General features: G+C 36.9%; 13 protein-coding genes and 1 pseudogene. 8 read left to right on the forward strand and 6 right to left on the reverse strand.

Annotated elements, in window-relative coordinates; genetic code table 11:
* Positions 1-207: 207 nt before the first annotated feature.
* The 3 genes from U8D43_RS18810 to U8D43_RS18820 form a co-directional block, all read right to left on the reverse strand.
* The gene (locus U8D43_RS18810) at positions 208-1,245 is read right to left on the reverse strand and encodes an ABC transporter permease subunit (protein WP_335872705.1); all 1,038 of its coding nucleotides are present in this window, start codon (positions 1,243-1,245) and stop codon (positions 208-210) included.
* On the reverse strand, positions 1,242-2,123 hold the full coding sequence (locus U8D43_RS18815; protein WP_335872706.1) for an ABC transporter permease subunit: 882 nt from the start codon (positions 2,121-2,123) through the stop codon (positions 1,242-1,244). Before U8D43_RS18815 ends, U8D43_RS18810 begins: the two co-directional genes overlap by 4 nt.
* Before the next feature lie 320 nt (positions 2,124-2,443).
* The gene (locus U8D43_RS18820; RefSeq protein ID WP_335872707.1) at positions 2,444-3,028 is read right to left on the reverse strand and encodes a hypothetical protein; all 585 of its coding nucleotides are present in this window, start codon (positions 3,026-3,028) and stop codon (positions 2,444-2,446) included.
* A gap of 962 nt (positions 3,029-3,990) precedes the next feature.
* On the opposite strand from U8D43_RS18820, the gene U8D43_RS18825 reads away from it, so the two are divergent.
* Positions 3,991-4,431: a cell wall hydrolase gene (locus U8D43_RS18825; protein ID WP_335872708.1), complete on the forward strand. Its 441-nt coding sequence runs from the start codon at positions 3,991-3,993 to the stop codon at positions 4,429-4,431.
* 114 nt (positions 4,432-4,545) lie between these two features.
* Here U8D43_RS18825 and U8D43_RS18830 read toward each other — a convergent pair whose 3' ends face one another.
* From U8D43_RS18830 to U8D43_RS18840, 3 genes are all read right to left on the reverse strand, one after another.
* On the reverse strand, positions 4,546-5,625 hold the full coding sequence (locus U8D43_RS18830) for a DUF418 domain-containing protein (RefSeq protein WP_335872709.1): 1,080 nt from the start codon (positions 5,623-5,625) through the stop codon (positions 4,546-4,548).
* Position 5,626: 1 nt separating this feature from the next.
* A complete protein-coding gene (locus U8D43_RS18835; protein WP_335872710.1) occupies positions 5,627-6,199 on the reverse strand; it encodes a TetR/AcrR family transcriptional regulator in 573 nt (190 codons plus the stop codon).
* Between the two features lie 196 nt (positions 6,200-6,395).
* Entirely contained in the window at positions 6,396-7,610 is a 1,215-nt protein-coding gene (locus U8D43_RS18840) for an MFS transporter (RefSeq protein ID WP_335872711.1), read from the reverse strand.
* 232 nt (positions 7,611-7,842) lie between these two features.
* Between U8D43_RS18840 and U8D43_RS18845 the strand changes: the two genes are divergently transcribed.
* From U8D43_RS18845 to U8D43_RS18870, 7 genes and pseudogenes are all read left to right on the forward strand, one after another.
* Positions 7,843-8,802 carry an aminoglycoside phosphotransferase family protein gene (locus U8D43_RS18845; protein ID WP_335872712.1) on the forward strand — a complete coding sequence of 320 codons (960 nt, stop codon included), beginning with the start codon at positions 7,843-7,845 and terminating at the stop codon, positions 8,800-8,802.
* A gap of 35 nt (positions 8,803-8,837) precedes the next feature.
* A complete protein-coding gene (locus U8D43_RS18850; protein ID WP_335872713.1) occupies positions 8,838-9,308 on the forward strand; it encodes a DinB family protein in 471 nt (156 codons plus the stop codon).
* Between the two features lie 36 nt (positions 9,309-9,344).
* On the forward strand, positions 9,345-10,181 hold the full coding sequence (locus tag U8D43_RS18855) for a DUF2785 domain-containing protein (RefSeq protein WP_335872714.1): 837 nt from the start codon (positions 9,345-9,347) through the stop codon (positions 10,179-10,181).
* A 449-nt stretch (positions 10,182-10,630) separates the two neighbouring features.
* Positions 10,631-10,771, forward strand: coding sequence for a phosphotransferase (locus U8D43_RS21115; RefSeq protein WP_442893636.1), 141 nt, complete (start codon positions 10,631-10,633; stop codon positions 10,769-10,771).
* Between the two features lie 460 nt (positions 10,772-11,231).
* Complete coding sequence (locus U8D43_RS18860; RefSeq protein ID WP_335872718.1) at positions 11,232-12,044, forward strand: ZIP family metal transporter; 813 nt, start codon at positions 11,232-11,234, stop codon at positions 12,042-12,044.
* Positions 12,045-12,480: 436 nt separating this feature from the next.
* Positions 12,481-12,630, forward strand: a complete 150-nt coding sequence (locus tag U8D43_RS18865; protein ID WP_335872715.1) for an alpha/beta fold hydrolase — start codon at positions 12,481-12,483, stop codon at positions 12,628-12,630.
* Between the two features lie 39 nt (positions 12,631-12,669).
* Positions 12,670-13,200, forward strand: a pseudogene (locus tag U8D43_RS18870) (alpha/beta fold hydrolase); the annotation flags it as partial.
* Between the last annotated feature and the right edge of the window lie 406 nt (positions 13,201-13,606).

The raw sequence follows: 13,606 nt of genomic DNA on the forward strand, positions 1-13,606 counted from the left end.
GGGATGAAATTGATACGAAAAGATCCCCATAGTCTTTCCTCGCCACGAAATATAGACTAGTGCATAGAGCTACAATCTATACGACAACAGCTTTTTTAAAAGGTAAGAAATAAATTTTTACGAGCACCCGATTACCCCAGTATTAGGAGCAGAGGAGTCAAATCCCTGCTCCAAAAACGGCTTTGACTATAGAACATCTATGCACCTTTAACATGCTTTGTCTGCTTTATTGTTGATCAAAGTAAATTCCTCTTTTTCGGGTTCAAGTTCACCCGTTTTTGTGAGTTGTTTCTTTTTCTTGCTTACCTGTTTCATACCGACTGGATTTCCCCCGATAAGGACAATACGGAGAACAGAACTGATTTCATTCACGCAATAAATTGCTATAGCAAAGAAAAACAGGGGACTCAATACTAGATAGGGTCTGATAAAGACTTGATTGATATTGATACTGATAGTCGCAGCCCATTCGTTTGTTACCGAAAAATAGGCAGGAATGTCCGTGAACCCAAATACATCAGTTCTCAGTCCACCTAGGCAGATATGGAGAATACCGAGTTGGATTAATAGGACCAGAGTTTGTGACACCTGTTCTGAGAACATTACCACCGAATGGCGGCTAAAGTGAGGCAGCAAATGCTTTCGAATCAGGTGAAAACGACTTGCTCCCATCTGACGGGATGCCACAATAAATTCATGTTTCAGGTAGTCATTCATTCCTTGCCCGACATACATTCCTAGAGAAGGGATCACCATGATTGAAATGACAGCAATTTCAATCAGGAGAAACTTAATTGATGGAAGACCACCATCTTCGAATTGTATTTGAAGGGGATATAAGAGTATGAAACCAATGATGGCGAGCGGGATAAAGTTAAAGGTATCCCACAGTCCTTTGAATCCTGAGCGAAACCAGCCGGGCATGAAAGCGTAGAAGAGACCGGAAATAAAACCGCCAATCATTCGGAAAAGGGCAATTGCTAAAGCCGATAGCAAGGTATACTTAGCACCATCCATCAGGAGAAGAAATTGGCTTCTCCCCAGCTTATCGCTTCCAATTGGAGGCATTTCGGAAGGGGAGTAAGGCGCTCTAGCGATGATTTTGCTAGTTTCAGAATCTCGTAAATAGGGGTGTTCGGATTCTTCAAAGTCAGGATAGACGATAGGAACTAAAAAGCTCCCGACAATCAGACCCCCAATGATAAGAACGGGTATCCAAAAACGAAAATACTTGAAGACACTCATATTTCCATCTCCCCTCCTACTGTTTTGGCAATTAAAATCCTCCCAAGGTTGAACAGAATGAAAAACGGAACAAAAACCATGAGCATACCGATGAAAAAGGCGCTTGGTTCAATTGTGGCTGTGGTGAGCATCACAACCATAAACCCATTAATATTGAACAAGATTTCAATAATCAGCAAATTCGAAAGCATCAATAGGAAAATCGGCTTGATATGGTAGTAAAATTGAATCCACACATTCCGGAATAGATGGACCCATAGGGTATAGGCTTTCGAAAATCCTTTGGAAAAGGAGTACTCCACATACGGCCTGTCCTTTTCTTCTCGTATTTGAAACAGAAAGTGTTTTGTAAGAAAGACAATCGGCAAAATAGACAGGCAAAAGATCGGTAAGACATAAATCTTGTCTTCGCCCAGTTTATAAATATCGAAGAGAAGAATGTCTGTTCTTTTGAAAAACCAAATGATAAATAATTGTAAAAGTACAACGATCATGACATCTGGAAGGGAGTCAAACAAGTCAAGAATACGCATGCAAATCCGGTATGCCCATCTTGGAAGAAACATGAACAAATAACTCGTAATTGCTGAAACGACCACCGCTATAATAAACGCCGCTGTCAGGAGAAGGAAGGAGTACCCGAACAATTTAAAAAACATTGGAAATAGGGGGTATATCTTTTCTCCTTCCTCGATACTGATAAAAATAGAGCCAGGATGTAAAACATCATGGAAAATTTGCTTTAGGGTATGTAGGTACTTTGCTAGATGAATAACAAGCTCATTATCGTACATAAGCAAAGAACCGGCCGCGCTGAATAAAAAAAGTCCTGTACAAGTTAGTAGAAACTGAACAGGGATCCATAAAAACTGCTTCAAAATTATTCCTCCTTTTCCCTTGTTCATTGATAACTTCTTTTTCCACTTTGTGGTGGATTAAATTCCTTATTTATTAGTATTTTTATTTACCGACAATAATAGTTACACTTTATTCAAGAGAATAAGAGGTGTTTATTAAAGTAGAAAAATTATAGACTAAGATAATAGAAAGCTTAAGCACATTACTAGGGAATGCAACCACAGGGACAGCCAGCCAGTATAAGTAGCAAGAGGAAAAAAACGGTAAAAGTTATTTTATAAAAGGGAACGCACCATATAAATTTGCCATTAGGTAAAGCTCCTTTTAGGATATATAGTTATCACATCGGTCTTGAAAGTGTAAGAGAAGGAGCTAATTTCCACTTTCCGCCACCATCAAGGATGGGAGCATATTTTACAAGACCTGAAAAACTTTCTCCTTCAAATTCATAATTTTCCAGACCTTCAACTTCTGCAAGAAACTCTCCAGTTCTTCCGAATTTTTCTTGTAGCGTGTTTATTTGGAGATTCGGTCTAAACCAAACTTCTAACTGAGAAGACATAGTAGCCTGTTTCTTATTTATTACGATCGTAAATTGACCGGTATCATCAACCTCGACTTTATATTCTTCAACAAAATCTCCAGATACCTGCTCGTTTCCCTCAAATATATCAGTGATTGTTGCATTTTTAGAAAATTCTTTAAGACCAGCAAGGATAATTGTTCCCTTTGGTAAGTTAGTTGTCCCTCTAATAATAAGTCTAGCTCTTTCTATAAACACAGTTCCTTCAAGTGTAACTTCTTCACTTTTTTTTGAATTCAAGGGTTGTGATTGTAAACTTTCATCATAAAAAACAACTCTGCAGCCTGTAAGCGTTAGGAACAAAAGTATAATGGGGATGAAAACCTTAATCTTATTGTACATCTTACACTCCTTCGTATATTTATTTAAGATAGTGAAAAAGGATTCTCTCTCTGTTTCTAGAAAAGTAGGCAGAAAAGTAGATAAGGATTATTCAAAACTTATCACTGCAACAAGATTATTCCTAACCAGAACGGCGAAATGCGTTAAAGAAATCGTATTATTTCACCAGATTTTTGCCCATCAATCCTAAACATCTTTAATTTTGGATCTTTGCCTATACATTGTGCTATGGGCATAAAGAAAAAACAGGCAATAAAGTTTTTCGACTGATTTCTTTCTTTTTATCTAGAAATGGAGAATTTTTCATTAGGAATAAAACACAATGGCATACAAATCAGGGGATATTCTTATTAGAAAAGCCACAATTTTTGCGAAAACAGCCTTTTTAAATCCGTTAATATTTTGATGAGTAACCAATACAAACAACCATATTGCTCCAAAGATTATTGATCTATATAAGAACAACAGTTTCATGAATTTCAGTCATAGAACATTGACACAGCTCCTATTTATCCGATTTTTGTCAAGATTGCTAGAATACTATTAATCCCTATTCCAATTGAGTATCTTCAATCTAGTATTCTATATACGAAAATAAATTCTGAAAGTTTCAAATATTATAGGGAAATGCTGAATGATTCCTTTTTCATTGTTTTCTTATTATTTGGCTCTTTTCGTATACATTGTGGCTATTTCATCATATTTTTGATTAAATTTTCCATTTCACGGTTGATTTCCTTCATAAATAGATGAAATGATGCCCGAAACAAACCTATATCATAGATGATCTACTGATTCGAAAAGCCACAAACTTTGCGAAAACAGCCTATTATTTTAAAGGCTCTTTGTTCTAGATAAGGACACGTTTATTGAATATATTTTTTTGATTTTTACCAATATTACTAAATCCATTAACATTTTTGCAGGTTGTTATTAATACAATTCTTGTAGAGGTGATAATAGTGCCAAGAGTAAAATATACTGACAGTGATGTTTCATTAATGGCAAGGATGATGAGGGCAGAAGCCGAAGGGGAAGGGCGACAAGGGATGCTTATGGTTGGAAATGTAATTGTCAATCGACTAAAAGCTAATTGTGGAGATTTTAAAGCGTTAAGGTCAATACCGCATGTGATCTATCAAGTACAAGGAGGAAACTATTCTTTTGAAGCAGTGCAAAAAGGGAATGTTTTTTATAACAGAGCAAGAAGTGTGGAAAAAAGATTAGCCAAACAAACTTTAGACTATTGGAGGAATCATCCATCCAAATATGCTCTATGGTATTTTAATCCATATGCTGAATGCCCACCAACATGGTATGATCAACCATTCACAGGGCAATATAAACAACATTGCTATTATGAACCAAAGGCTAATACTTGCGAAGGTGCTTATAGATGGTAGAAAAACCCTCACATATTGTGGGGGTTTTTTGCTCGTTACACCTATTTGAAAGTAACTTTTCTTGTACGACGCGGTCTTATGCTTGTCACGGGTTACGGAAGTTGGGTCCGTTTCTTATCCGCTGATTTTCCTCATTAGGAGTTCGATAGGTCCTCGTTTATAGCGCTTCCTCCAAAGCACAGATAGAGCAATGGCCAACAAAAAGAAGACGAAAGAGCAGAGAACAGCAAACCAAAGTGAAGAATCTGTTACTAATTGAAACATGAATAATAGAACTAAAAACAGAAAGTGACCGACATAATGAGTAAGCGCCAATTGACCGGTGTAAATCAAGGACAAAGTGACAAAGGAGTCTTTAAATTTTTCAGTGAAATAAATGCAGATCAAGATGACGATCACTGCGGTGCTAGAACTTGATACCATATAGAATACATTAGGGGGCATCGGTTTTGTTCCGAATAAATAGCTCGCAATCTCCAGTCCTAAGCTTGAACGGGAAATTTGAATGAAAACAAAGGAAATAATTTCTAAAATCACTGCCGTCACTACAGCAGTAACCAGTATCTTTTTTCGTACGACTTTAGAGTTAAAATCAAATCTCCCTAACCACATTCCGAAAAGGAAAAAACAAATCCACGGGAAAATGGGGTGATAGCCATTTAATAGTAAATTACGGAGAAATCCGTCTAGCGTCCAAAAGGTATCATAGCTCGTAAAATCGGAATTCCAACCTGTTTGATAATTGAAGACAAGTAAGAAAACCTGAGATAGAAGTAAAATAGCTATGGTAGAAAATAAAAGAAGTTTATCTGAAGCCACAATAAAGAAAGAAGCAATAAACATATAAAACGCATAATAATGGAGAATATCTGCATCCCACTCGAGCAGAAACAAGCTTAACCCAAGCACGAATAAAAACAAGGAACGTTTCCAAATCAATAGTCTTAATTCTCTCGTTACAGTATGATTTTGTTCCACTCGTGCTTTTTTTGTCATCAATGACATCCCGATACCGGCTACAATCACAAAGATCGAAGATGCTCTTCCTTCCAATAAACTTGTAAGAAAGACAAGCCAATCGGATCCATTAATTACAGCATTGATGGCAATTTTGTAGTTTACAATCACCATTCCAAAAATAGCTAAAGCACGAGCGGTATCAAATCCAGTTATTCTATTACTTGCTGTGTTCATGTTACTCCCCCTTAATAATGCTTGTAACGGCCATCTCCCAAATGTCCTCTGCATTAAATTGAAATTCTTTCTCAGCATACTTATCTAATCCATCCACGATAATAGTTAAAAATTGGGCACTAGTTTGAACGCTAGTACTCATGAGCAATCCATAAGAATCAGCGACTTCAAGAAGAGAAATAAATCCATTGAGAAAACCGGCTAATGTCTCTTTTAGTCCTTCACCGTATTGTGTTTCTCTTGTACTCAGAAGGTGGTATTCACTCATTATGTTGGAATAATGCGGATCTTGGGCTTGTTGCTCAATCATTTTGTGACCATCTGCAATCAATTTTCCCTTGAAATTTTTGACCGTGTACTCTTCCTGTTGAAAAAACTTGGAAAAATGAATTTGTTTCACGAGGTACTGAAAAAGTGTGTGAATTAAGGCGTTTTTAGAAGGAAAGTAATAGTAAATGGCAGGCTTGGTAATGCCTACTTCCTTGGCAATTAAGGACATACTCGTTTTTTCAAAGCCGTTCTCAGCAAAGAGACGATAGGCAGTATCCAGTATTTTAGTGTATTTATCAGACATGCGATAGTCCCTTTCCTATTTTTTTACCGACCGGTAAGTAAATTTTATAAAAATTCAATTTATATGTCAACCCCAAACGAATCAATTCAAGATTTTTGGCCGGTATTCTTGGCTATGACCGTAATAACAGAAGATGTTCCAATACCTATTTACTTCACAAAAAAATCCCTCCGCTTGGTTAGCGAAGGAACTGTTTTTATGTTTTTTCAAAAGATACTCCTAGTGGGTGAACAAGCTTATTTAACTTTGAATTTAGTATATAATAAAGCGAAAACCCAAGATACCCAATTGCTGCCAGCAATAAAATCAATGTACTAGAAGTCCATTCGGCCAGTAGACCACCCAAAAGATAACCAAGTGGACTTAGTGACCCAAGAAGCGAGGACAGAAAGGAAAAGCCACTTCCAATATGTTCTTCAGGTAGGTTGACTTGAATAAGTGTTTGGACAAATATACTGAGTACGCCCACACCTACCCAGGCCAAGCCAAAAAAGGTCAGTCGAAGGATAAGATGCTCTATGTTGACAATCGAAAGAATCCAAAAAGCCCCTGAAAAGAAGGACGCTAAGGGGAATACACGATTTAATGGGAATCTCTCCACTTTACTAGACAGGACGGTCCCAACTAGCACCCCAATTGACATGGACGTAAGCCAGAAACCAAATTCAGCAGAACTTGAGGAAATCACAGGTAGCATCGCAAGGCTCATCGTCGCCATCACATTGATACCAATGATTCCAAATAGGAGTTGCAGAAGTTTTTTTCGTTCTTTCACGACGGAAAGTCCTTGTATAAAATCTTCTTTATACTGACGCCAAAAGCCCACCGTAGATTCACTAGCTTTTTTAGGGGACTTTGGCTCCTGTAAGTACAACAGAAACAGGATAGCGATGGCAAATAATATGAAGCTATTTGCCAGGTAAATCACACCTAATCCAACAAAAACAATCAGAACACCTGAAATAGCATCGCAAAGAAGATCAAGTGTTTGATAGGAGAAGGAGAAGATGCTGTTAACTTTGGTTAACTTTTCTCTTGGAGTGATTTGTTGAATAAGCGCACTTTCGGTTGGATAGGTCGATTCAGACAGCGATAGTGCGAAAAACATTAACAGAAATAACAGTGGCAACCAAAGCAGGTCTGAAAAATACAAGAGAGCAATAATACTCACAATGACCGCTTGTCCCGTCATGGCAATCGTAAGAATCTTTCGTTTTGAATACCGATCAATTAGGGGTCCATATAAAAATTGAAGGGTTACAGGTAAAATCGCAACGGCACTCGTTAGACCAATCAGAAATGGTGAATGAGTGACCGTTTTTACATACCAAATGGTTGCAATCATATAAAAACTGTCAGCAAAATTGGTCAGTATCCGTCCAATTAATAAAGTAAGTAAAGATCTATTCATTCTTCTCTTCCTCTCTATTTTAGCAATCAAATCTGTTAGCTAATAAGAGAGGAGGGCCACGAATAGAAAGAGTCTAATGATCAAAAGGATTTAAAAATATCAACGGAATCATTCTAGTCTCTCCTTCTAGTAATCTAGTATAATGGTAATTATTTCATGAATTTCCTTTCAAATCAAACAATTTTACGCTAGAGTTAACTCTTATTGGAGATAATAGTAAGGAAGGATATATATGAAAGTAATCGATAAACTTTATGATAGAATCTCATTTGTTCGAAACGCAATCCATATCGAGGAAATTCAAAAAGGTTATTCAAAGGATCAGAAGTTTCGCCTTATTACGAAAGAAGGAGAAAATTACTTATTGCGAATAGGTTCATTGGAAACGTATGAACGAAAGCAAAAAGAGTTTTCCATCCTCCAAGACTTGCAAACCTACGGAGTTAAGGCTCCGATTCCAGTTGATTACGGCAGCCTCCAAGATCAAAATCTAGGCTATAGTCTGTATACCTTTATAGGCGGAGTAGAAGCAAAGGATAAGATTCAAGAACTTACGCTGAAAGAACAATATTTTTGCGGAGTAGAGGCAGGGATAGATTTAGCGAAGCTTCATCAATATGATCCTCCTCATTTGGTAAGTTCATGGTATGAACGTACGATGAACAAGCATTATCGCTATCTCGAACGCTATAAAACATGTGGAATCAAAATCAATGGAGATGAAAAAATTTTCGAATTTATAGAACAGCAAAAACATCACCTGAAGAGTCGCCCAAACAGACTACAGCATGATGATTTCCAATTAGGTAACTTAATCGTTCAAGATCGAAAATATGCAGGGGTAATCGATTTTAATAATTTCGATTGGGGAGACCCATTCCATGATTTTTATAAATTGGCTTTGTTTAGTAGCGAGAGAAGTGTGTCTTTTTCCATTGGACAAATTCAGGGATATTTTCAAGAAGATATACCGGATAATTTCTGGAGACTATATTCCATTTATGTTGCGATGAGTCAATTTTCCTCTATCGTTTGGGTTTTGAACAATGCTCCTGACGAAACAGAGGAAATGATTGTACGATTAGCGAGAGTAAGAGCTGATCATGAGAATTTTGGGAAACTGAAGCCAGCATGGTTTCAAGAGAATCATTCACTTGAAAAAGGCTGGAATGAGAATAAACAGCAAGGATAGTTTCATAAAATCATGAAAAAAAGGGGGGAATCTAGATGAAAGATTTATTTTATTATAATTGGCAAATTAGACAAGATTGGTTTGGATGGTGTGCGGATGTTTCGTTTGAAGAGTTAAGAAAAGAGAGGATAGGGGGAATGGGTAGTTTCTTACATAACCTATTTCATGTGATCGATTGTGAACAAATTTGGATCAATCGAATGAATGATTCCAGTATCCTTCAAGTCGATGAAAAAGACCTTTCAACACTCCAAGAGGTTATAAATTATTCCGATAACACCCAAAAACTATCGAAGGAATTTTTCCGGAATTGGTCAGAGGATTTCGGAAAAGCCAAACTCAACATCACGAGAAGAAGTGGTGAAGAACTAACGTTATCCTATGAGCAAATTATAAAACATATCGCGACACATGAAGTGCATCATATCGGGCAATTATCGATTTGGGCAAGGGAAATGGGTGTGAAACCTGTTTCATCCGATTTGATTTTTAGAAAATTAAAATAAAATTCATCTAAATTGATGATGATAGGAGTTTTTTTTATGCAAGACCAGCTGAGACTTGAAAGCGAGCTCAATAACTTATTAAGAAATGATACCGTCCCTGGAGAAATGGATCATTTCATTGAACTTATGTTACTCAATATTGGAAGTACAAACGCAGAACTAAGGGATCATCTAATTTACTCGAGTTTTTGTAAACTGATTTCACAAGGCTTTCTAACCTCAAAGCAAATGAAGCATATAGTTAAAACGTGTTTAGATGAGAAGCACTTGTTTTTTGGATTAGGTACAAATAAAGATGACTCGGTATTTACACGCTCCTTTTCTTCTTTAGTTATTGCAATCATTCTTAAAAAAGATCGACAAGATTCCTTTCTACCTGAGGAACTTGCCAACCGAGCGATAGCTACTAGTTGGAAGTACCTCCAAAAAGAAGAGGATGTTCGTGGATTTGTCGATGGAAAAGGGTGGGCTCATAGTGTGGCGCATGGAGCGGATTACTTACAACAAGCAGTTCTACACCCGTTGTTTGACAAAAATGACGTGGGGGCATGCTTAGAGGCCATGGAAACTTGTTTATTCAATGAGTACGCCTATATTGATGATGAAGATGAACGATTGATTTTTCCGATTGAAGCTCTTTTGGAAATAGGAGTGGACGGAGAAATAATTAACAACTGGGTCAAAGGTATTTCGGCAAGACTCGCGACCGTTAAGAAAGAAGAGCCCTCTCTAGTTTTCTTTAGAAAGAAAGTAAATATTCTTGCTTTCTACAAAACACTGTATTTCCGTATTCTCTATCGTAATAGACAGAGTAAACTGAGAGACACTGTTGAAATTGAACTTGAAAAATGGCATAAAAATATTTACCATTAATCATCGGAAAGGGAAGGGAAACTAGCTGACTGAAGTGATAACCTATAAGTTGTTGAATCTATTAAAGCAGCAACAGAAGAATGGGGAGATGTAGTGATTTGTGTTCCTTGGGGGAAATCCGAAGAATCAAGAATGGGTTTGCAAAAAGAACATGTCCTCAGCAATCATTGTGTTGAGCAGGGTCTCCCTCTGGCGACGATTCATCTTCTTCATTTGGCCACGTCTGTCGACTTCATAGTGCAAGAATACATAAAAGGGGAAGTGCCCTAGAACGCTGATACGATATAGGTCGCTTAGTGAATCGCATCCATAACATGCAGAAGTAGCCGCTTTAAAAGGTTCTATTAAAAAAAGTCATTCCCAACCTTTCTAAGGGAATCATTCGACTTACATCTCAAGTTGAAAATTACTTGAAGATGGTCTTACCTTTGCCGAATGAAGAATAGCTTTTGCAAATCTTTGCTTCATTCCCTCCTAAAAAGAGGTTACTACATATGGATATCTGCAAAGAATATCTGATATTGAGGGACGGAAAAATCCAAACAGTCTTTGATTGGACAAACTCAATGATAGGGGATTCTTTATTTTAGTTAATACGTGTGAAAGAATATGGGATGTTAAGTAAAGACTTCATCCAGGGCTATCAAACATTTGATTTCAAAAGGGAGAGAGTCCCCAAAATCTTGTCTCTACTTTATCAATTTGACACATTAATTATGTTAACGGACTTATTCTTACAGTAAGTGAATGACCATAAACAAGGGGAGAAAGTATTAAAGAAATTACTAAATATTCATAAATAAAGGCTGTTTTCGCAAAGTTTGTTGCTTTTCGCACCAGTCTATAAATGAGGAAATATAGGTGTTTTTATCGCCGTTCCCTCATTTGTCTAAAGATGGAAAATGAGCAAGTGGTGAAAAGATACCTAGTTGGAAAATGTCAAGTACAGGTAAATCAATCAAATTCTCTGCACTGTCATTGACAATGAAAGTCATCTTAGTACAAAATAGATGATAATTATTTTGTTCACCTGAGGAGAGAGTTTATTTGATTTTAGATTGGTTAGCCGAATTTAATCCTACAATACAAGCACTATTTGGTGGCTTATTAACTTGGGGATTGACGGCACTTGGAGCGGCAACTGTTTTTTTCTTCACTAAGATTGAGAAACGAACATTACATACGATGTTAGGATTTGCTGCCGGGGTTATGATTGCAGCTTCCTTTTGGTCACTACTTGCCCCTTCTATTGAGTTTAGTGAACAAAATGGTCAAATTCCATGGTTAGCCCCTGCAATAGGATTTTTACTTGGTGGGCTCTTTATTCGGCTACTAGATTATATTGTTCCACATTTACATTTAGGCGAAGAAAAATCGAAGGCTGAAGGTCCACCAACACAATTTAAAAAATCGACCTTACTGTTTTTAGCGATTACGCTACATAATATTCCAGAAGGTTTGGCAATTGGTGTCGCATTTGGTGCAGCTTCATTAGGGCTAGGTGATGCTAGCTTAATTGGTGCAGTAGGACTAGCGGTTGGGATTGGTATTCAAAATATGCCTGAGGGGGCCGCTCTATCCGTACCGCTTCGAGGAGAGGGGATGTCCCGGTTAAAAGCCTTTCATTATGGACAACTCTCTGCAGTAGTCGAGCCGATTGCTGCAGTCATTGGAGCGGCAGCAGTGATTTTAGTTCAGCCTATTCTTCCGTATGCTTTAGCCTTTGCGGCAGGTGCGATGATTTTCGTTGTTGTGGAAGAGTTAATACCCGAATCACAATCGTCAGGTACGACCGATTTAGCTACATTAGGTTTAATGGTTGGCTTTGTTGTCATGATGATTTTGGATGTATCGTTAGGATAACCATCCCATAAGAAAAAGCATGTGAGTGTAGAATTAAAAGAAAGATGTCCCGTTTTACCTCTTTGTACGTGGTTTACTAAAGGGCTGTTGTTATTCCATTAAATGGCTCATAATGGAACAACTAGTTGTGAAAGACTTGAATCAAAAGTAATAAGGATAAAAAAGAAGACCTACAAGATTTAATTAAGTAGTTCAGTTTTGGAGTACAAAAACACAATATGTACCCTTAATTGAACTGCTTTTTTCATATGAAATTGCGTACTAATCTGCACCCTAATTCGTTTGGTAGAGTGCAACCAAAACTGTCAGTCTTATTGGAAAAAATATGGTAAGATGAAGTGGAAGTAATGTTCCATAAAAGAGCAGTTTTGTTGAATATGCCTTGATGAGCGATTATGTGTTTAATTAAAATTTGCATAAAAGGGAGGACGATTAGATGATATTGCATACTGAAGTAAATGGAGAAGGGGAACCTATTGTTAATCTACATTCTGGGTTACAAACTGGAAATACTGATTTTGTGAAACAAAGAGAGGCTCTTCAAAAAAGTAAAAAAGTAATAGTGCCAGATTTAAGAGGACATTGAAAGTCAGTAAGTGTTGATTTTAGCAACTATTTTGAAGATGCTGCAGAGGATTTGAAAGAGACAATAGATCATTTACATATTGATAAAATTCATTTAGTTGGGTGCTCACTAGGAGGATTAGAAGGTTTAATATTTGCAAAGAAATATCCTAGCAAAATATTTAGCCTAACTTTGTCTGGAATCACTGCTGATAAGCCGAACGATTGGAATGAAATGCGTGCTCAGGAGGTTCAATTCCAAAAAGAATTATTGGAGAATGATGAAGTGATTAGTCAACTTAATCTGATACACGAATCTGATTGGAGAGAATTTATTTATAGGGCTAGAGACGAAGACTGGTATCCTTTCGAATATACTTCTGACTTAGATAATATTAGTGCTCCAATCCTATATATGGTGGGCGAAGGGAATAAAGCAGAAGTGGCTTCTGCTGCAACATACCAAAGGAAACATAATAATTTGCATGTGTGCGTAATTCCATATGCCTCGCATTTAGTTCATTTGCAAAAACCAGATATGTACACCGATGTACTATTAGAATTTCTAAGTGAAATAGAAATTAACAAATAGTCGATCTTCCATTATAGGGGGCAATAACTTAAGATCTGCGAATGCAATCAACTGCTGCTAATTGCATCTAATTGCATCCCTTTAATAAAAAGTATTCCTTTATATGGTATTATTAATGATAAATCATAAATCATTTTATTTATGGGAGGGTCGCTGTTATGGGGAAATATCCTAACTTGAAACTATTCTCTTGCTAGTGGCGAAGGCTGCTATTGAGAGTGTTACAAGAAGACAATCCATTTAGTGGTCTTTGCTATTTCTTATTAACTCAACTTTCGCACATAAAAAATAATGCATAACATAACTAGCTGTAAGGTTAGTTATAGTTCATAAATGTTCATTGACAATGAAAAATAGACATAAAAAAGCACCTCAACATTTGGTATAGTGTAATTGTCTAGAAAAC

Source organism: Bacillus sp. 2205SS5-2 (genome assembly GCF_037024155.1).
Taxonomy (GTDB): Bacteria; Bacillota; Bacilli; order Bacillales; family Bacillaceae_K; genus Bacillus_CI.